Origin of the sequence: Nostoc sp. DedQUE12b (genome assembly GCF_034530835.1) — a bacterium.
Classification (GTDB): Bacteria; Cyanobacteriota; Cyanobacteriia; order Cyanobacteriales; family Nostocaceae; genus Nostoc.
The window spans coordinates 1-22,385 of record NZ_JAVRCI010000098.1; the positions used below are offsets into that span (position 1 = coordinate 1).

Below are 22,385 nucleotides of genomic sequence, written 5' to 3' on the forward strand. Positions count from 1 at the left end.
GTGGTACGTTACAACAGCAATGGTAGTCTCGACACCAGCTTTGGTACTGCTGGCACGGTTATTAATAACTTGGGCAGTACTGACATAGCCTACAGCGTTAGTGTGCAAGACGATGGCAAGATTCTAGTAGCGGGAGTGAGTAATAATAACTTTGCTGTGGTACGTTACGACAGCAATGGTAGTCTCGACACCAGCTTTGGTACTGCTGGCACGGTTATTAATAACTTGGGCGGTACTGACATAGCCTACAGCGTTAGCGTGCAAGCTAATGGCAAAATTATTGTGGCGGGTTCGAGTAAAAATAACTTTGCTTTAGTACGTTACAACAGCAATGGTAGTCTCGACACCAGCTTTGGTACTGCTGGCATTATCACTACTGATATCGGCATAAATACTACTGATAATGCTTATGCTCTTACCCAACACGATGGTACGGTAATAGTCGCGGGAGTAAGCGCCAATAACTTTGCTGTGGCACGCTACAGGGTTAACCAAAATCCAGTACTAGTGAAGGAAATCGCAGACAAAGAGACTCCAGAAGACATAAATTTCAACTTCACAATCTCAGATAGCTTCCAAGATCAAGATCCTGAAGACATTCTTACCTACACTGCCACTCTCGAAAACGGTGACTCTCTACCGAGTTGGTTAAGCTTCAATGCTGCTACTCAAACATTCAGTGGCACTCCCTTAAATGAGAATGTGGGTAGCTTGAACATTAAAGTTACTGCTACAGATACTTATCTGGCTAAAGTCAGTGATATTTTTGTACTCACCGTTCAGAACGTCAACGATCCACCAGAGGTATTTCAGGCGATCGCAGATAAACAAGCAACAGAAGACACACTTTTCAACTTCATTATCCCAGACAACACCTTTAAGGATGTCGATGCTGGCGACACTCTCACGTACACTGCCACTCTCGACAACGGTGACTCTTTACCTAGTTGGTTAAGCTTTAATGCAGCTACCAAAACATTCAATGGCACTCCCTTAAATGAGAATGTGGGTAGCTTGAACATTAAAGTTACTGCTACAGATACTTATCTGGCTAAAGTCAGTGATATTTTTGTACTCACCGTTCAGAACGTCAACGATCCACCAGAGGTATTTCAGGCGATCGCTAATCAACAAGCAACTGAAGACGCAGTTTTCAATTTCACAATCCCCGCAAACACCTTCATTGATGTCGATGCTGGAGACATTCTTACCTACACTGCCACTCTTGAAAACGGCAACCCTCTGCCGAGTTGGTTAAGTTTCAATGCTGCTACCAAAACCTTCAGTGGTACTCCCTTAAATGAAAACGTCGGTAGTCTGAACATCAAAGTTACCGCCAAGGATATTGCTCAAGCTCAAGCGAGTAATGTATTCACACTCACTGTTAATAACACCAATGATGCGCCACAAGTAGCTTCACCCATCGCTAATCAACAAGCAACTGAAGACGCAGTTTTCAATTTCACAATCCCCGCAAACACCTTCATTGATGTCGATGCTGGAGACATTCTTACCTACACTGCCACTCTTGAAAACGGCAACCCTCTGCCGAGTTGGTTAAGTTTCAATGCTACTAACAAAACCTTCAGTGGTACTCCCTTAAATGAAAACGTCAGTGCAAACGTCGGTAGCCTAAACATCAAAGTTACCGCCAAGGATATTGCTCAAGCTCAAGCGAGTAATGTATTTACACTCACTGTTAATAACACTAACGATCCGCCAGAGGTGGCGAATGCGATCGCAGATAAACAAGCAACAGAAGACACACTTTTCAACTTCATTATCCCAGACAACACCTTTAAGGATGTGGATGCTGGCGACACTCTCACGTACACTGCCACTCTCGAAAATGGTGACTCTCTACCCAGTTGGTTAAGCTTCAATGCTGCTACTCAAACATTCAGTGGCACTCCCTTAAATGAGAATGTGGGTAGCTTGAACATTAAAGTTACTGCTACAGATACTTATCTGGCTAAAGTCAGTGATATTTTTGTACTCACCGTTCAGAACGTCAACGATCCACCAGAGGTATTTCAGGCGATCGCAGATAAACAAGCAACAGAAGACACACTTTTCAACTTCATTATCCCAGACAACACCTTTAAGGATGTCGATGCTGCCGACATTCTCACTTACACTGCGACTCTTGACAACGGTGACTCTTTACCGAGTTGGTTGAGTTTTAATGCTGCGACCAAAACCTTAAGTGGCACTCCCTTGAATGCAAACGTGGGTAGTCTAAACATTAAAGTTACTGCCACGGATACTGCTTTTGCTGAAGTCAGTGATGTTTTTGTACTCACCGTTAAGAACGTCAACGATCCGCCAGAGGTGGGGAATGAAATTGCAGATCCAGAAACAACAGAAGACACAGTTTTCAATTTCACTTTCTCAGAAGACACCTTCATTGATATCGATGCTGGCGATAATCTCAGCTACACTGCAACCTTGGAAAACGGCAACGCTCTGCCGAGTTGGTTGAACTTTAATGCTGCAACCAAAACCTTCAGTGGCACTCCTTTAAATGCAGACGTTGGTATTCTAAATATTAAAGTTACTGCCACAGATACAGCTCTTGCTCAAATCAGTGATGTGTTTGTACTCACTGTTAAAAACGCCAATGATGCACCAGAGGTGATGAACGAAATTGCAAACCAAGAAGCAATAGAAGACACGGTTTTCAATTTCACTTTCTCAGAAGACACCTTCATTGATGTTGATGCTGGTGATAGCCTAACTTACAGTGCCACTCTCGAAAACGGCGATCTTCTACCTAGTTGGTTAAGCTTCAATGCTGCTACCAAAACCTTTAATGGCACTCCCTTAAATGCGGATGTGAGTAACCTCAACATTAAAGTTACTGCTAGAGATATTTTTGGCGTTGAAGTCAGTGATGATTTTGCACTCACTGTTAAGAACGTTAACGATGCACCAGAGAGAGTTGAGGCGATCGCTAATCGAAAGGTAGTCATAAATACGCAGTTTAATTTCACTATCCCAGAAAATACTTTTATTGATATCGATGCTGGCGATAGCCTCACCTATACTGCTACTCTCGAAAACGGCGATCCACTGCCCAGTTGGCTAACTTTTAATTCTGCTACCCAGAATTTTAGTGGTACTCCAACAATGGAGGATTTGGGTAATCAGAATATCAAAGTCACTGTCAAGGATCTTTCTGGGGATGAAGTCAGTGATGTGTTTGTATTAACAGTTGCTAAGTTCAATAGCACACCAATTGTAGATCGGGCGATCGCTGACCAAAAAACCACAGCAAAAACTACCTTCAACTTCACCATTCCTGAAAACACTTTTAGTGATGTGGATCTTGAAGATACCCTGACCTATACTGCTACCTTAGACAATGGTGAGCCATTACCTAGTTGGTTAAGCTTCAATGCTAACGAGCTTACCTTCAGCGGCACACCTACAAATGATCATGTGGGTAGCTTGAACATTAAAGTCACTGCCATAGATCCGGCTCTTGCTGAAATTAGCGATGTATTTGCACTCACAATTGCTAAAGCTAATAATCCACCAATTGTAGATCGGGCGATCGCTGACCAAAAAGTTACGGCAGAAACTACCTTTAACTTCACTATCCCTGAAAACACCTTTAGCGATGTAGATATTGAAGATACCCTAACCTACACTGCTACCTTAGACAATGGCGATCCACTACCCAGTTGGTTAAGCTTCAATCCTAATAAGCGTACTTTCAGCGGTATTCCTACGAATAATAACTTGGGTAGCTTGAACATCAAAGTTACCGCCAAAGATTCGGTTGGGGCTGAAGTAAGTGATGTATTTGCACTTACCGTTGCTCAAGGGATTACTGCTGAGACTGAATCAATTAGCCTACTTACAAGAATTACAGGTGATATCTTTACTATAAGAAATCAAGTTAACGGTGAAAAAGCCAAACTCTCAGTCAAGATTAAAAGCAACACCTCTGAAGAAGTCAATGAACTGGGTGTATTTGTCGTTGACGATGCAGAAGGTAGGATTAATGGCGTAGCCCCTGGTGCTGCAAATTACACCGAACTAGCTCTCCAACGGGCAACGGTGCTTCTTTCATCTCTTGCCAAACTACCGAATGGTTTTAATCCCACTGACCTAAGCAGGTTACTGGAGTTTAACTCTGAAACCAACCTAAGATTTTATTTAATCCGTAGCAGCACTACTCAGGCGGTGCTATCTGGACAAACCCCTTTTTCTCAGGTGCTTTTTTCCTCGGATACGAATGTGGACGATACAGGGTTCTCTCTCAACTTCCAGAATTTGGTTGTCAAGATTGCAGCAACAGAGCAAGATCCACCTCTAGGTACTGGTCTTCAAGGAAAATATGAACCCGAACTAATTGATTTACGGGATGTGAAACAATTGGTGCAAGCCGAATTTGTAGTTCATAGAGAAGCAGCTTTTAACAACTTTGTCGGCTTTTATCAGATAACTGATGAGAATGGTGGCATCGATACCAATGGCGATGGTACAGCAGATGTGCTTGTTGGACAGGCGGGTTATACTCAAGCTGCTATTAGTAACCGTGTTGCTGGTATTGATTTGAGTGTGGCTAACCAAGGTACAGCAACTTTCACAGGTAATTTCCAACCTGGTGCTATTTTCGTCCCATTTATCATCGTTAATGCCGGGACTGATGCAATTCTTGATAGCAATACCAATAACGATCCGGCGGTTTACTTCTCCTTCTTGGGCGCTAACACTGACCAAGCAGATCATATTCGCCTATTAGGCAATAACGCTTTTGGCTTTGAGGATTTGGCTAATGGCAGCGATCGAGATTACAACGATTTGATTGTCCGAGTTAATTTGAGTATCGCCTAGTCTAAAGTAACTTGGTATAGGTGTAATATAGCCTGTAAGCTTTATTGAGCAATGAATACAGGCTTTTTTTTGCAAAAAGTCAAATATGAGTCATAAAGAGCGATCGCATTAACGATGTTTTAGTGGATCTGTCATTTGCCAAAAGATGCGATTACAGCAAAGTCTTACAGTGATTCAAACAAATGTGTGAGAGTATATTTATTCACTCACTTGGAGACATAATTATGGTTTTTGCTGGCAAACGACCAAATAATTTAGGTATTAGCAACGGTAAATTAGCATCCTGCCCTAATTCCCCTAACTGCGTTTCTAGTCAGAGTACAGATGCATCTCATCAAATTGCACCACTGACTTTTACTTCTACTCCAGAAGAAGCGATTACTAATCTTAAACAGATTATTGAGTCTTTACCAAGAACCAAAATCATTACCGAAAGTCAAGATTATTTATATGCAGAATTTAAAAGTGCTTTACTGGGATTTGTGGATGATGTAGAATTCTATCTAGACCGGGCTGCAAATCTTATCCATGTGCGTTCAGCTTCACGTCTAGGTCAAAGCGATTTGGGTGTTAATCGTAAACGAATAGAGACGATTAGAGCTAAGTTCAAATAATTTTTAATTGAACTAAAGATTGGAGATTAAAGACTGGAAAGATAAGTAAGTATTTGGGCAAAATTAATTACACAATTTCATTACAAGTGAGACATTCGCAGAGTATTGGATTGATTCACTGAGTGTGTAATGGTTTAAATATTTTGTCCATCTACATTATGTGGATTCAGACCCCAGCCAAATTTGTAATGACAATTTTGCTATATGGTGTGGTATTTCACCGAAAATTACGTAGCTTGCTTCTCGCTTTTAGCGAGTATTACGAATTAGTTAAACTCTGCGATCGCAATATTTGTGAAACTTAATTTATTTAAAAACTTTGACTCCCGACCCCGATTAATTGTTGCTATCGGAATCGCTGTATTAGTTTCAGTAATCCTGCCGCATTCTCTGCACTTACCTACTCGCATTCTCTGCGCTTGGAACTCTGGTATTGACTTTTTCTTAGTTATAACGTGGTGGAAAATGATTAAGGCTAACCCACAAAAAATTCGCCGTTATGCTGAGAGTGAATATGAAGGACATTTGGCTATATTCATGTTGGTGATTGCTGCGGCTTGTGCCAGTGTTTTAGCTATTGGGTTTTTATTAACTGATAAAAAAGGATTGTCAACAATTCTACTGGCCCTACATGTCATACTTTCAATTATGACTATTGTTGGTTCCTGGTTACTAGTACATACGATGTTTGCAGTGCAATATGCACACAGCTATTACAAATATATTAATCGTAATCATAGTCAAGAAATCACCGGAGGTTTAGATTTTCCTCATAATGACTATCCAGACTACTGGGAGTTTTTATATTATTCATTTGTAGTCGGCATGACTAGTCAAGTTTCAGATGTGCAAACAACATCACCCGATATGAGGCGCTTGACTCTGTTACATGGCATATTATCCTTCTTTTTCAATACCACAATCTTAGCTATGAGTATTAATATTATTGCATCGCTGATTTAAAAATTGTTGACTCAGCCAAAAGTATGATTATTTAGTTCTCTACTTAGAGAAAGAGGAAATTAGATTACCAGTTCTTTAGGATGAACTTAAGTTGAGATAATTGGAGTAAGTTCATGCCTTATAACAAAATAGATGAATTATCTGAAGAAATCAAAGGACAACTGCCTGAACACGCACAACAAATTTTCCTTGCGGCATTTAATGCTGCTGAAAGTGATGCTTTGAGTGAAGAGGGTGCGCTTGAGATTGCTTGGAATAGTGTAAAAAATGAATACGAACCAGGCAGTGATGGCAAATGGCAGAGAAAGCCCGAAGATACTGCAATACATAATAAAGCTGTTGTATCTGGCGGAAACTAAGTAAATTTCACCTGTAGATAAATATCTGATTTTAAGGGTCTTATAAGGGTATAAGGGGAATTTCATTCTTAGAAAGCAGAAATGAAATTTCCCTTTTTTCACAATTTATGTCAGAAGATAGATATTTTTCATAACTTAATATTAGTTGCTATCAAAAATATTATATATAGACCAATACGGTTCAGTTAAGGCTCAATATCTATTCGGCTCATAAAATTGTCATAGATCCGCACGTTGACAATTATCGTGCTATCCACTGCTATGAAAAATGTGATTTTGTGAAAGTAAAACTATTGCCTGCAAATGAACTGCATGAAGGAGAATACTCACATTGTTGGCTCATGGCAATAGAACCAAAGAAATCATGAGAAAATGCATTCTACCTGTTATGCCTTCTTACCTGCTACTGGTTCAGTTATACTTTCCATATCGACCAGATTCCACTTTAAACCTTTGCTCCTATATATACGCTTCTGCAAATTTGGATAATCACCGATATCATGGTCTAGCCTTTGACCAACTACTATACATTTGAATATAGAATTGCCCGTGTTTTTCAGGTTGTGCGGCTTACCACCAGCGCGATATCCAATAAAATCTCCTGCTTTAACTGGATAAACGCTTTCTCCAATTGTTGCCTCAGCTTCTCCCTCAAGAACGTATACGCACTCTTCTTCGTGATAGTGCATATGAAGCTCCGTTGATTCACGTCCAGGCTCTACTTCAATGATGTGGAAACCGATATTTTTTAAACCTGTCAAATCCCCTAAAGACTTATTTAGTCTGCGAGCATTGGAGTTGAGAAAATGTGTTTTTTTTAGTCCTTCATAAGACTCAATCTCTTCTTTGGTAACTAAATACTTTTCCATTTCTTGATACCAAGGTGCTAAGAAAATTTGATGGTGAATAAGCGAGGGGACTAAAGATGAATTAAGACGGAAGTTAAAACAGGTTCAAGGGTTCCATCTTAGCAGGAGCGATGCCCTTCTCTACGAGACGCTCCGCGTAGCTTGCTTCCCCGGAGGGGTACGACAGGCTCAGGGTAAGACCTACGGCGGTAAACTACGCTTCTATTTGTGGATGGGATTATATCATCAGCTCGTTATTAAGTGCAAGTTCACAGAAAATTGGTATCAGTTAAGGTCTGACTGGATACCGAGAGTAGTACATCAGCCTAGATCATATAGTACGTTACTAAATTAACTCGCGTGTTCCCAGTCACTAAGTAACTCATGTTGTTGTACTATTTTATGGCATTTACGAAATGGTACTTTAGGAGTACCAATACTCCTACCAAGAAAAGACTGTTTTTTAGTCTTGGTAGGTCTATTTTCTAGGGTTGTTGAACTGAACTGTTGGGTTTTCATTGGTAAATAAATCTCTGGTTAAAACCTGAGCACTAATTTATAACATCAATTTGCAAACGGCAAATTTCTGAAGAAAAATAAAAAATACATATTTAATTTGTAAAAGAAAAAAGATAAATTTAAGAGTTTATTTACTCTGAAGAGGAAGTGTTGCCAATGAGACTAACGATCGCTGCGGCTAAATCTACAGGATCGACAGGTTTAGGTAGATGCTTTTGAAATCCTGCTGCCATTGCTTGGTTGTAGTTAATTTCTCCTGCATAAGCAGTCAAAGCGATCGCCGGAATTTGTCCGCCTTGCTCTGGCAGTAATTTTCTCACTTCGCCCAGCAACATATAGCCATCCATGAAGGGCATTCCAATATCGCTTAAGAGGATATCTGGCTTTGATTGCACCAATGTTTGCAGGGCTTCATCTGCTGATTCAACTGCCGTAACTGTCGCGCCATATTGTTCCAGTGCAAAGCTAAAAAATTCTCGCACATCGGCTTGATCGTCCACAAGCAGGATTTGCACTCCAGCAAGTAATGTCTCCTCAGTACTGAGTTCTGCTTGAGAAGCCTCACTACTGCTAACTCGCAACTCAGAATTTTTGAGCAAAGGTAGTTTGACTGTGAAGGTAGCTCCTTGTCCTTCTCCCAGACTCTCTGCCTGAACTGTGCCACCATGAAGTTCTACTAGATGGCGCACAATTGCCAGTCCCAATCCCAACCCACCAAAAACTCTGGTTGTCTTAGCATCTGCTTGCCGGAAGTAATCAAAGACGTAGGGCAAAAATTCTGGGTTAATTCCTTTACCTGTATCAATTACCTGGATTTGGGCATCTAAACCAACTTGCTCTAGACGCACTTCTACAAGTCCATCTGTGGGTGTGAATTTAACGGCATTGGAGAGGAGATTCCACATCACTTGTTGCAAGCGATCGCCATCGCCAAGAACTTTGCCGATATCATTACTTAAGATGATTTGAATTTGAATCGATTTGGCTTCTGCTGCCAAACGTACCGTTTCTAATGCAGATGCGATCGCTATTTTTAAATCCACTGCATGGAGATTTAACCTAACCTTACCTTGCAAAATCCGCGAAACATCAAGTAAATCTCCAATCAGTTGGGTTTGTAACTTGGCATTCCGCTCGATAGTTTCCAATGCTCGGATTTTAGTAGCTTCGTCAAACTTGCGAGTTCTAAGTAACTTTGCCCACCCTAAAATCGGATTCAAGGGAGTTCGGAGTTCGTGGGAAAGCACAGCGAGAAATTCATCTTTAATCCGGTTGGCTGTCTCGGCTTGTGCCCTGGCTGTCTTTTCGGCTTCGTAAAGTTGAGCGCGGGCGATGGCTTGTGCACACTGTTGTCCCAGTGTCAACATAAATCCCCGGTCTTCTTCGTTAAATTTTTGAAGAGGAGTAAAGCTTAATCCCAAAGCCCCAATTACTTTACCTTCTACTATCAAGGGAATGGAAGCCCAGGCATTATTCGCGATAACAGTCACAATATCTGCTAATTCGGGATATCTAGCAATCATGGCTGCTAAATTTTCTAAAAAAATCGGCTGCCCAGTTCTGACTGTTTCTGCTATTTGGTTAGATGCTGTTAGCGGAAAACTTGTCGAAGTATTTATGAGCGTTTGCGGATAGCCAATTGCTTGCACAACTTTTAGGGTAGTATTTCCTTCAGTAAGTAAGACAACGGAACCACCAGTAGCTTCCAAGGCGGCAATGCCTTGGTTTACCACTACATCAGCCACCTGTTGGGGAGTTAAGGCTTCCGAGAAGGCAGCAGTTATTTTTTGTAAAAGTACTGTACGATTGACAGACCGTTGAGTTTCCTGGTAGAGTCTGGCGTTGTCAATGGCTATCGCCGCCCGCCGAGCAATATCTTCTGCTAAAGCCAAGTCTGTTTGTTGATAGTACCGACCAGATTCGGCGGTAAAAAAAGAGATGGCTCCAAATAATTGCCCGCGGGAACGAACTGGAATCACCATCAGAGAACGAATACCCAGACTTTGCAGCAATTGCAGATGTTCGTTGTCTTCAGACATCTGTAGAAGATGTGAGTTAGATAATTCGGGATAAAAGACGGAGATTCCTAAGCGTAGTTGCCGTACAAGCTGTTTGGCTTTGGTTTTAGGTCGATAACGCAGCCGGATTTCGTCTAAGATATTTAGTTTTGTGGGATCGGCAATTGCGATCGCAATTTGTTTACTTGACCAATCTTCCTGGAAGACATCTACAATGCACAAATCGGCTAAAGTTGGAACTGCTAGATTTGCCACATTTTCTAAGGTGGTTTCATAATCTAATGAGGCAGCTAGTAAGGTGCTGGCTTCGACTAAAAAGTTTTGTGTAACTTCAATTCGTCTGCGATGACTAATATCTTCAATAATCCCTAATGCATACATTGGTTGTCCCTTCGCATTCCAAACTGCTGATGAAGTTAGGTTTACCCAAACTATGGAACCATCTTTGCGGATGTAGCGCTTCTCTAGGGAATAACCACTAATTTCTTTTGCTAAAACTCGCCGAGCATTTTCCCAATCAACTTCTAAGTCGTCAGGGTGGGTAATTTCCTGAAAGTTCATTTGAATTAACTCTTCATGGCTATACCCAGTAATTTCGCATAGGGCAGGATTAATTTGCAGAAATCTTCCATCTAACCCCACTAGAGTAATACCGACAGCTGCCTGATTGAACATTGCCCGAAACCTTTCTTCGCTTTCTCGCAAAGCAACTTCTGTTTGCTTTGCTGCTGTCACATCTGCCAAAATAATGCCAATTCCTACCGTTTCACCCATTGTGTTCCGAACTGGGTAATAGTTGCCCAGCCAGTAACCGTAACGTTCGGGTTGCTCCCTTGTCTCACCCCTGATTTCCATATTCAGCAGGGGTTCTCCAGTATCTAACACGCGCTGTAACTGTGGCTCTAAGTCAGCCGCCATTGCTGGCAACACTTCCCTAAATTTGCGTCCTAGATGTTCTTCTATAGCTAAACCGTTAATGTCAGCGAAAACTTGATTAATGCGGATATATCGCAGTTCTCGATCCAAAAAGCATACGGCAACCGGAGCCGCTCCGAGCAGTGCATCTAAAAGAGATAGAGATTCGGCATAATGGACTAAAGCCTGGTGGATGTCGCGATAAAGTTGGGCATTTTCCACTGCTAAGGCCGCACGATGGGTAATATCTGTTGCTAAAGTTAGGTCAGTGCGATCGTAGTGACGGTTTGACTCTGCGGTGACAAAGCTGATAGCGCCTAGTACTCGCCCTTTTGCGATTAACGGCACAATCATCACAGACTTCATCCCCAATTGCCGAACAAGTTCTAAGTGTTCCTGATTCTGAGTACTTGCCACTAATCGCGATTCAGATACCTCTGAGATGAATTCGCTTTGCCCGGTTTGCAGTACTTTAGTAATTGCACTTGCACCCTTGTAATCTATTGCATACTCCTGAAGTTTACGCGCCAACTCCGCTTTCGATGGGTCTGTATGGACAATAGGTAGGCGGCGAATGGAACCATCTTCATTTAAGATATCGACGCTACACCAATCAGCAAGCTGGGGAACTGAGATTTTAGCGATCTCTTCTAAGATTTGCTCATAATCTAGCGAAGTAGAGAGTAAACTACTAATTTGGGCGATATAGCGGAGCCTTTCCTCAGCCTGCTTACGCTCTGTAATATCGAGAACAAAAAAAGCTCCTCGATCTACAGTCCCTTCAAAATGGCTACCACCTATCAAAATCGGGAAGCGTGAGCCGTCTTTACGGATATATTCCTTTTGATATGGCGTGCAAAAAGACCTGTCTTGAAACTGAGTTATTGCTTCCTTATCGAGTTGCACGTACTCTGTAGGAGTTAGGTCTTGCCAACGAAATCTGCCGGCAAGTAATTCTTCACGGGTATAACCCACCATATTCAGCAAGGCATCGTTAGCGTCTGTAATCCCCCCGTCTTTACTCCAGAAGCCAATACCAATCATATTGGAATCAACCACACTACGAAACTTAGCTTCGCTTTCCCGTAATGCTTGTTCAGTTTGTTTCAGTTGAGTAATATCAATTGAACTAATGCCCACTCCCAACAACTGCCCATCCGGCAAACAAACCGGATAATAGCTGACAAGACTATAACGATATACCCCAGGCGGATAGGTTTCACCGCTCACTTCTTGGTTGAGTAAGGGCTGCCTAGTTTTCATCACTTGCTCAAAAATAGGCTCAATTTGCGCTGCCCATTCTGGTAATACTTCCCTAAAGGTGCGACCAATATGTTGAGTTTGCGGTACACCGTTAATAGCAGCTAGCGCTTCATTAGCATAAACGTAGCGAAGTTCAGTATCAAGAAAAGCCAGCGCCACTGGTGAACTAGTAAGCCAGGCATAGACTAACGCCAAAGATTCGTCTTTTTGCCCAATAGCTTGCTGAAGTTCCTGGTGCAACCTGGCTTTTTCTAATTCTGTCTGCTTGCGCTCAGTAATATTTACACCTGCACAGGTGATACCTAAAATGCTATTGTCTGCATCTCTTAGTGGTTCAACTAGCAAATCGTAGTAACGGTCTTCTCCACCAATTGTTAGATAAACTTCTTCACGGGTTGCAACACCAGTCTCTATTACTTTTAGCTTAATTGCCTGCAATTGCTCTGCTACTGAGGCTGAGAATAATTCATCATCAGACTTACCTAACATTTCCTCAGCAGTTTCTAGACCTTGAGGATCATGAATCCATTGATATCGCAAATCACGATCCTGCTGAAAAACCAAGATATCTGAACTACTTAACGCTAATTGAAATCTTTCTTCACTAACTCTCAGCTGTTGCAGATTTCCATCAGATCGTATTTTCGCAGCCTTTAATGCCTCACATAAGATACTAAAAAGCAATCCTTGTAATGCAAACAACCCAATTCGCACAGAATTAGATAAGTCAAAACTCAGCTCATAAGCTGGGGGGAGAAAGAAGTAATTGCCCAGTAACGCAGACAAAAAAGTTGCTAATAATCCTGATTTCAAACCACCATACCAAGCACTCAACATTACAGCGCTAAAAAACAGCAGGAAAGGAGTTCCACTCATGTTTAACCAGGGGTCTAGCATCAACATTAGCACTAGTGCAAGTGCGACAATTAATACAACGATGCCATAACGCAGTAACTGAGAATAATGAATATGGGGCATGAAAAGCTCTTGGAAAAACCAATACTCATTGCAGAGGCTGTATATAGCCTAAGCTAGTTTGTAAATTTTAGTAACTTATCTCCAGATAGATTTTTGCTGAGTTATGAAAACCTCTTTTGCTAGAGGTTTATTTGTTAACTATCTGATATATCAAGGGAAATTTTAGCTCGCTCCATCAAGATAAATTGCACTGTTGTGCTAATCTAAAATACTAGATACAAATACACAACTAATTTATAATAAAAATTATAGAATAATATCTGGTTCAGGATAGAGATAAATAGAAAATATTGGCTGTCGGTCATTAACTGCCATACTACTATTTATTTGATTGCCATGAAGATTTAAATTTTAATGAATAAGTAAATTATTAAAATTGCTAGTATATCTACTTAATTACTAAATATAATAACGACGCGATCGCCTACTCATAGTTTGACTTTGCCAAGAGCTTTTTCTGCTTTTTTAATTAGTGCATCTGTTGCCGTCCTCACCAGAAGATAAATACATAGTTTGACTTGCTATAAGTACTTCTGCTGTCTCATGTCTTAGAGGTTTAGAGAAGACATAACCTTGGCCAAATTCGCATCCAAGTTCCTGTAACCATTGAAGTTGTTGTGGTGTTTCAATACCTTCTGCAATAACAGCTAATCCGAGTTGATTGCTCAAAGCAATAATAGTACTAACAACCTGATAATTACGGTTTCCTTCCTGCATCTGACTTACAAAAAAGCGATCGATCTTCAAATTATCAGCAGGTAAACGATGGAGATAATTAAGCGATGAATAACCGCTACCAAAGTCATCAATGCTGATTTGAATTTTTCTATCCTTTAATTGGGTTAATAAATCAATTGTCTGACTGATATTGTCAATTAACATACTCTCGGTAATTTCTAAGGCTATGGAATCGCCTTCTAAACCTGTTTGAGCTAGTGTTTGATCGATGTCATCAATTAAGCTAGCTTGGCGAATATCTTGAGCAGAGAGATTAATACTCATCTTGAGCGGGAAGTGACTAGCAAACTTGGTTTTCCAGTTCGCCAGTTGTTGACAAGCTTTGTAGAACATCCAGCGATCGATTTGCACAATTAGCCCTGTTTCTTCGGCAACAGGAATAAATTCCCCCGGCAAAATCAACCCGCGAGTTGGGTGTTGCCAGCGCACTAATGCCTCAAATCCAATCAGCCGAACTCCTTGCAACTGCAATTCTCTACTAACGTGTCGGTTTGGCCCGCCGGAGGCATCGCCAAGTATGTCAACAATCGGCTGATAGTATATAACAAACTCTTCTCGTTCGAGAGCTTTACGGATATCCGTTTCTAGAGTTAGCCGATTTACGGCTTGAGTGTGCATTTCTATATCAAAAATTTTGTACGAACTTCTATCTTGGGATTTGGCTCTATACATGGCAATATCGGCATCTCGGAGTAAATCGGAGGCGTGAGAATAGTTCTTTGTTCCTAAGACAATACCGATGCTCGTACTGATAACCACTTCCGAATCATTAAGTATCAATGGTATTTGAAAATCTTTTATAATCCGCTCAGTAATTTGAATAGCTTTTTCAATACCAGAAATATCTTCCAGGAGAATTACGAATTCATCACCACCGATTCGAGCGACTAAATCAACCTCTCGTAGATGAGTTTTTAGCTTCTGAGCAATGCTTTTAAGTAGTTGATCTCCAGCTAAATGTCCTAAGCTATCATTGATCACTTTGAACCGATCTAGATCGAGAAATAAGACGGCGTAACGATAGGTTTCTATTCGTTTGGCTCGGTTAATTGATAATTCGAGCCGTTCTACCAAAAGCGTCCGATTCGGTAAATCTGTCAACGGATCGTGTAAGGCATTGTGAATAATCATTTCTTGTGCTTGTTTGCGATCGCTTACATCTAATAAAACACCATGCCAGACAATATCTTTGTTTTCTCGACACTCCGAACGCGCACTTGCCTGTACCCATTTGAGTTTGCCAGAGGGTGTAACTAATCGCCATTCATAAGAGAATGGTTTTAAAGTTTGAGCGCTTTGTTTGGCAGCTGCATAACATCCGGCACGGTCATCAATATGGATTTGTGCTAGGCAAAGAGAGGCATTTTCTAAAATTTGATCTGGTGTGAATTCTAGAAGATCGATACAGCCTAAACTGATGTATTCAAAGACAAAAGAACCATTAAAATGATGCACAAAACTGTAAATTATTCCCGGTATATTAGATGCTAATGTTTGTAACAGATTTTGGGCTTGTTGGCGCTCTGCCCGCACCTGAGTATCCCGAAGTTCTCGACGCACCGCCACTGGCAATCGGCTTAAATTGTCTTTCATCACATAATCATGAGCACCTGCTTTCATCATTTCCACAGCAGATACTTCGCCGATTGTGCCAGAAACGAGAATGAAAGGAATATCTTTCTGACTCTGCTTTGCTATTTCCAAAGCCATAGGAGCATTGAATCCAGGCAATCGGTAATCTGAAATTATCACATCCCAGGTACGGCTATTGAGGGCTGTGTGTAGCTCTTCAACCGTTTCGACACGTTGCGAGATTGGCTCGAAACCACCGCGACGCAGTTCACGGATAACTAACATGGCATCGATTTCTGAATCTTCAACCATTAAGACGTTCAAGGGTTCACTCATACCTCATACCTCATACCTTATAATCTCCTTGGCAAAATTTGAGTTAATCCGCCACATTTTCATCCCAAACAATACCGATTAGCTGCTAAGAAATATGACTAACAGATGCACCAACGATTTGCAAGCTGGTGAATAAATCGGCGTTCAAGTGGCTGGCTAATCTCGCCCTTGTCTGCGCTCAAAAGAGAAATGAGAAATAGTTTTTTTCAGGATACCTGCTTAGTTAACTCGACTATGGAACCAGTGAGGACACCCATCCCACAATAAAAATTGGAATGTTTTTTTATTTGGAAGTGCCTAAAGAGGTTTTTCAGGAACTTTACCCATTGTCAGCCAATCTTTGTGCCAGTCCCCCATACTCAATATTGCGATTTAAGATGATTGGGTATTCTATAATTTGCGATCGCCACTATACGGATGATTGAAGTTGAACATCTGAGTAAAATATACGGCTCTACCCCAGCGATTACTGATGTCACCTTTAGCGTCGAGCCTGGGGAGATTTTAGGGCTGTTGGGCCCCAATGGCGCTGGAAAAACTACAACCATGCGGATTCTGGCTGGTTATTTACCGGCAACCAATGGAAATGCCCGGATTGCTGGTTATGATGTCCATGAAAATTCCCTGGCTGTGCGCCAACGCATTGGTTATTTACCCGAAACACCGCCGTTATATCCAGACATGACGGTGGAAGGATTTTTGCATTTTGTCGCCCAAATTAAGGGAGTATCAGCAGGCGATCGCCCCAATAAGGTGACAGCCGCCATCGAACGCTGCAACTTAGAAGATAAGCGGCGAGTAATTATTCGCAAACTCTCCAAAGGATACCGCCAAAGGGTAGGAATTGCTCAAGCGATCGTTCACGATCCCCCAGCGATCATTTTGGATGAACCCACCGTTGGACTCGATCCACGACAAATAATTGAGGTGCGGAATTTAATTAAAAGCCTCGCTGGTACTCACACAATTATTCTTTCCACGCACATTCTGCCAGAAGTAAGCATGACTTGTAGCCGCGTCGCCATCATCAACCGCGGTAAAGTTGTGGCAACAAATACACCAGAAAACCTGATGACTCAGTTGACAGGTGGCTCAGGGTATGAATTGGAAATAGAAGGAGAAGCCGCCCTAGCGAAACAGGTATTGCAAAAAGTTGCAGGTGTGAGTCTGATAGAATCAATTCCCACAGCTGGAATGCACGGACATCAACCCCAGGAAAATCGCGCTTATCTGCGGGTGATATCGCAACCGGGAAAAGAACCAGGAAAGGATATTGCCACAACCTTAGTGCGTGCAGGGTTCGGTTTACATGAACTGCGGCGGGTTAACGCTACCTTAGAAGACGTGTTCTTGCAACTGACCACAGAAGAAAAGAATTTCGATCCTGATGTAGACTTAGCAGCAGACAAAGAAGGAGCAGCGTAAATGGGTGTAGTACTGAGTAATATTATTGCCATTTATCGCCGAGAGTTACAGAGTTATTTTGTATCGCCTTTGGCTTATGCGATCGCAGGTATATTTTGGTTCATGGCGGGGTTATTCTTCGTGATGATTTTGCTAGGGCCAAATGGCATTTTGGTAGGAGTCGCGGCAATAGATGCACAAGGGCAACAACTAGGAGTGCCATTACCGCCGATAGATGTCCCCTATGAATTTATCCGGGGATTTTTGGATAGTATGGGGTGGCTATTGTTGTTTACCCTGCCAATTCTCTCAATGGGACTCTATGCCGAAGAACGTAAACGGGGCACTTTAGAACTGTTAGCCACCTCACCAATCACCAATTGGGCGGTAGCTTTGGGTAAGTTATTAGGCGTGCTAACATTTTTTACCACGATGGTTTTACCCATGCTAGTGTTTGAAGCGATCGCCATTAGTGGATCAAATCCACCAATGGCGCTCTCAATTCCCTTGTTGGGTCATTTTGGATTAATCTTGCTAGCAGCGGCAATTTTATCTTTAGGAATGTTTATTTCCTCATTAACAGACAGCACAATTTTATCTGCCGTTCTTACCTTTGCAGTAATTTTATTGTTGTTATTCATTGATTTAATCGCCAAAATTATCCCTGGCCCCGTGGGCGAAGCCTTAGGTTATCTGTCGTTACTGAAACATTACAACACTTTCATTCAAGGTATTTTTGATACCAGCGGCTTAATTTTATTCGCCAGTTACATTTTTTTGGGCATCTTTCTCACAGCTCAATCAATTGATGCACTGCGTTTTCAAAGGCAATAGTACCGCATGGCGGAAGTCAAAAGTCAAAAGTCAAAAGTCAAAAAGCTTATAGGGCAGAGTCTTTGACCATTTTAAATGGGTGGTTGATTTACGCTGTACTGTAGTAGTTATATAAGTTATGAGTAAAAAGCTAGGAGTGAGGAGTTCAAACTTATAACTCATAATTCCTAACTCCTAACTCCTCACTTTAGTCTAATAATATGAAAATAGTTGCAAAAAAGAAACTGTGGAAATATCTGTTTTGGTTAGGCCCTTTCCTAATTGCTGTCGGCTTAACAGTTGGATTAGTGTCTGAACAGTGGGGATTAATTCCATTAGCATTTCTAATTACGGGAATTGTGATTAGTGGATTGGGGATAATATGGCAAAGCTACCAGAATAACTGGTGGAACCGCCGTTCTACCCAAGCAGGAACTAATGCCCTAGTGGCAACTCTGGCAGTATTAGCGATTTTAGGATTGATTAACTTTTTGGGGACTCGCTACCACTTGCGAGCAGACTTAACAGAAGCTCAATTATTTACCCTTGCACCCCAGTCACGTGAATTAGTAAGGGTTTTACCACAGCCAGTTAAAGTGTGGGTGTTTGATGTTAACCAGAATCCCCAAGACCGAGAACTGCTAGAAAATTATCAGCGCCAAAGCTCAAAATTTAAATACGAGTATATTGACCCCCAAGCTAGACCAGGACTTGCAGAAAAGTTTGGCGTCAAAGATTACGGGGAAGTTTACCTAGAATCTGGCGATAAACGGCAATTAGTGCAAACAGTAAATCAAAATGAGCGATTGTCAGAAATCAGATTAACTAGTCGCCTGCAACAACTAACAAATTCAACCACAGCTAAAGTTTACTTACTCCAAGGTCATGGCGAACGCCAGCTTTCGCCTGGGAAAGATGCAATATCACAAGCAGTTCAGGGATTAGGCGATAAAAACTTTACAACATCACCGTTGAATTTAGGAGAAACTTCCAAAGTTCCTCAAGATGCGGCTGTAGTGATAGTGGCTGGCCCCAAGCGAGGATTGTTTGAGGGTGAAGTCAAAGCTTTGCAAGAATATCTTAATCGCGGCGGTAATTTACTGCTGATGATTGATCCGAATACCGATCCCAAACTTAACAGCTTGCTACAAGAGTGGGGTGTTCGTCTGGATAATCGTTTAGCAGTCGATGTCTCTGGCGAAAGCGTCGTGGGACTTGGCCCTGCTGCGCCTTTAGTCACAGAATATGGACAGCATCCGATTACCAAAGATTTCGATAACAGCAATTCTTTTTATCCAATTGCCCGACCACTGGAAATTACCTCTGTGCCTGGTGTTCAGGCTACTCCATTGCTACGAACCAAACCCTACCCCAGCAGTTGGGCAGAAAGCGATCTCCAAAGCGAAAAATTAGAGTTTAATGCAGATAAAGACCTGAAAGGGCCTCTAACCTTGGGCGTTGCCTTAACAAGAAAACCAACACCCAAATCTACTTCCACTCCCCAACCTGCACCCACACCTTCACCTCTACCATCACCAACCACTCAAAGCAAGACTAGCCCAACTCCTTCCCCTTCTCCCAAGACTCCGCAAGCGTTACCCCTACCATCACCAACCACTCAAAGCAAGACTTCCCCCACTCCCCCTACCTCCCCTGCTCCCGCTCCCCCTACTCCCTCATCTCAAACAGCTGCCGAGTCACGGTTAGTAGTTTTAGGAAATTCTAATTTCGCTACTGATGGCTTGTTTCAACAGCAACTAAATGGAGATGTATTTCTCAACTCAGTTACTTGGCTGAGTCAACAGGATCAGCAACCCCTTTCTATTCGCCCCAAAGAACCGAAAAACCGTCGAATAATCCTGACTACTACCCAAAGCAATCTTTTAATATTGTTGTCTTTGTTGGTTTTACCTTTAATTGGTTTTGCGATCGCAGTTATTATTTGGTGGAAACGACGGTAAGAAGTAAGTTAGAAGTTAGGAGTTAAGAGTGACAAGTAGAGACTAGAGAAGAGTTTTTTCTATGCCCAATGACAAATACTTCGACTTCGCGGTAGTTGAGCGCAGTCGAAACTCAGTACAAGTGACAAATGACTAAAAAATGAAATTGCCGAAAACGACTTTAATTTTGATATTGTTAACGCTGGGTTTAGGTGGTTTTGTTTACTTCTATGAAATTCGGGGTGCAACTGTGCGCGAAGAAATCAAGGAGCAAAAGCAGAAAATTTTCTCTTTTAGAGAAGATGATGTGCAATCCTTAACAGTCAAGACAAACAAAATCACCCTGAATCTGGAACGTAGCCCTGAATCTTCTAGTAATCCCAAGTGGTTAATCAAATCTCCGATATCGGGCCCAGCAAATGATGCTATTGTTTCTTATTTAATGGATTTGTTAGTCAAGGGTAATAGCGAGCGTACTTTATCCACTCCAGCAAAAGAGCTTAAAGAATTCGCCCTAGATCAACCCCAAGCAACTATTAATATCACCCTAAAAAACCGACAAACCCATCAGTTGCTTTTGGGTAAATCTAACTTTAACGGTCGTTTCTTGTATGCTCAAGCTGACCCTGCTACGAAACCTGATGGAAATATAAATGTGCTGTTAGTATCTACAGATTTTGCCAATGCCGTCAATCGGGAATTATTAGAGTGGAAACAACCTGTAGATAATAGTCAGAAGCTACCTGGACTCAGCACCCCTTTACCAACTCCGACAAATAGTCAATAAGCAATTACGGTTTCTGTGGTATGTTTCGGTAACGCACAATGGGTTAGCACATCTGCGCTACTCTACTTCAAATCTCACTAGTTTTTCTAAGTTACTATGACAAATCCGACAGCAACATTGCTGATTTCCTGCCCCGATCAAAGAGGACTGGTGGCTAAATTTGCCAATTTCATCTATTCTAACGGTGGTAATATTATTCATGCAGATCAGCATACAGATTTTGCTGCTGGGTTATTCCTCACACGCATTGAATGGCAGCTAGATGGGTTCAATTTACCGCGAGAATTTATTGCCCCTGCATTTAATGCGATCGCACAACCTTTAGGCGCTAAGTGGGAATTACGTTTTTCTAATACAGTCCCACGCATTGCTATTTGGGTAAGTCGGCAAGACCATTGTCTATTTGATTTAATTTGGCGACAACGCGCCAAAGAATTTATTGCTGAAGTTCCTTTAATTATTAGTAACCATTCTAATTTAAAGGTAGTGGCAGAGCAGTTTAATATAGACTTTCAGCACATTCCCATCAATAAAGATAATAAAGCAGAACAAGAAACCCAACAATTAGAATTACTACGTCAGTACAATATAGATTTAGTTGTATTGGCGAAATATATGCAGATTGTTAGCGCAGATTTTATTAGTCAATTTCCACAAATTATTAATATACATCATTCATTTTTACCAGCTTTTATCGGAGCAAACCCTTATCACCGAGCTTTTGAACGTGGGGTAAAAATTATTGGTGCAACTGCTCATTATGCCACTGCTGATTTAGATGCAGGCCCAATTATTGAACAGGATGTAGTGCGAGTTAGTCACCGTGATGAAGTTGATGATTTGGTGAGAAAAGGCAAAGATTTGGAGAGAGTTGTATTAGCAAGAGCAGTGCGATCGCACTTACAAAATCGTGTCTTAGTATATGGAAATAGAACAGTAGTCTTTGAATGATTTTGTATCCAAACGAATGTAATTCGTAGCTATACAAACAAAGTTCGCGTAGGCGCAATAGGTTCGGATTAAGCTCCCCCTGCCTGGGGCGACCCCCTTTTTAAGCAGAGCCAGCGCGGTAACAAGGGGAAGAATCTGATTTTCGTATTCGCTCTAAAAATTGGATAGTGTTATACCAATTCACGAAAATCCTGATACAGATTTCTTGTAGGGGCATGGCATTGCCCACCTGTGTCAACTTAAGCGAAAAGCTGACGGGAGCAATCGCCCTCATCCCCTAACCCCTTCTCCCATTTTGGGGAGAAGGGGAATTTAATCCTTTACCTCCCCTCTCCCAACCTCTACGGTGTACACACAAGTCTGAAGTTGTTCAAGAATCTGGGTTTTACTCCACCCTAACCACTGCTTGAATTCAATAAACGACTACCCGAATTCAATAAACGACTACCCGAATTCAATAAACGACCACCCGAATTCAATAAACGACTACCCGAATTCAATAAACGACCACCCGAATTCAAT

The 22,385-nt window shown here is 41.6% G+C and carries 12 protein-coding genes and 1 pseudogene; 10 read left to right on the top strand and 3 right to left on the bottom strand.

Annotated features, from left to right (window positions below; genetic code table 11):
- From RMY16_RS29125 to RMY16_RS29145, 5 genes and pseudogenes are all read left to right on the top strand, one after another.
- On the top strand, positions 1–4,845 hold a 4,845-nt coding region (locus RMY16_RS29125), incomplete at its 5' end, for a putative Ig domain-containing protein (protein ID WP_322739287.1).
- Positions 4,846–5,069: 224 nt separating this feature from the next.
- Entirely contained in the window at positions 5,070–5,459 is a 390-nt protein-coding gene (locus RMY16_RS29130) for a DUF1499 domain-containing protein (RefSeq protein ID WP_322667207.1), read from the top strand.
- 294 nt (positions 5,460–5,753) lie between these two features.
- Positions 5,754–6,422 carry a DUF1345 domain-containing protein gene (locus tag RMY16_RS29135; protein ID WP_322739288.1) on the top strand — a complete coding sequence of 223 codons (669 nt, stop codon included), beginning with the start codon at positions 5,754–5,756 and terminating at the stop codon, positions 6,420–6,422.
- Between the two features lie 113 nt (positions 6,423–6,535).
- Entirely contained in the window at positions 6,536–6,781 is a 246-nt protein-coding gene (locus tag RMY16_RS29140; RefSeq protein ID WP_322739290.1) for a ChaB family protein, read from the top strand.
- Between the two features lie 206 nt (positions 6,782–6,987).
- A pseudogene (locus RMY16_RS29145) lies at positions 6,988–7,149 on the top strand (GNAT family N-acetyltransferase); the annotation flags it as partial.
- A gap of 18 nt (positions 7,150–7,167) precedes the next feature.
- On the opposite strand, the gene RMY16_RS29150 reads toward RMY16_RS29145, so the two are convergent.
- From RMY16_RS29150 to RMY16_RS29160, 3 genes are all read right to left on the bottom strand, one after another.
- On the bottom strand, positions 7,168–7,650 hold the full coding sequence (locus RMY16_RS29150; protein WP_322739291.1) for a cupin domain-containing protein: 483 nt from the start codon (positions 7,648–7,650) through the stop codon (positions 7,168–7,170).
- Positions 7,651–8,279: 629 nt separating this feature from the next.
- On the bottom strand, positions 8,280–13,322 hold the full coding sequence (locus tag RMY16_RS29155; RefSeq protein ID WP_322739292.1) for a PAS domain S-box protein: 5,043 nt from the start codon (positions 13,320–13,322) through the stop codon (positions 8,280–8,282).
- A gap of 465 nt (positions 13,323–13,787) precedes the next feature.
- Positions 13,788–15,968: an EAL domain-containing protein gene (locus RMY16_RS29160; RefSeq protein WP_322739293.1), complete on the bottom strand. Its 2,181-nt coding sequence runs from the start codon at positions 15,966–15,968 to the stop codon at positions 13,788–13,790.
- Positions 15,969–16,385: 417 nt separating this feature from the next.
- On the opposite strand from RMY16_RS29160, the gene RMY16_RS29165 reads away from it, so the two are divergent.
- From RMY16_RS29165 to purU, 5 genes are all read left to right on the top strand, one after another.
- Positions 16,386–17,393 (top strand): ABC transporter ATP-binding protein, encoded by a 1,008-nt coding sequence (locus RMY16_RS29165; protein WP_322739294.1) that lies wholly within the window; start codon positions 16,386–16,388, stop codon positions 17,391–17,393.
- Entirely contained in the window at positions 17,394–18,206 is an 813-nt protein-coding gene (locus tag RMY16_RS29170) for an ABC transporter permease (protein ID WP_322739295.1), read from the top strand. It abuts the gene before it with no gap.
- A 200-nt stretch (positions 18,207–18,406) separates the two neighbouring features.
- Complete coding sequence (locus RMY16_RS29175) at positions 18,407–20,146, top strand: GldG family protein (RefSeq protein WP_322739296.1); 1,740 nt, start codon at positions 18,407–18,409, stop codon at positions 20,144–20,146.
- 139 nt (positions 20,147–20,285) lie between these two features.
- Positions 20,286–20,912 carry a DUF4340 domain-containing protein gene (locus RMY16_RS29180; RefSeq protein WP_322739297.1) on the top strand — a complete coding sequence of 209 codons (627 nt, stop codon included), beginning with the start codon at positions 20,286–20,288 and terminating at the stop codon, positions 20,910–20,912.
- A gap of 96 nt (positions 20,913–21,008) precedes the next feature.
- A complete protein-coding gene (gene purU, locus RMY16_RS29185; protein ID WP_322739298.1) occupies positions 21,009–21,863 on the top strand; it encodes a formyltetrahydrofolate deformylase in 855 nt (284 codons plus the stop codon).
- The last annotated feature ends 522 nt before the right edge of the window (positions 21,864–22,385 follow it).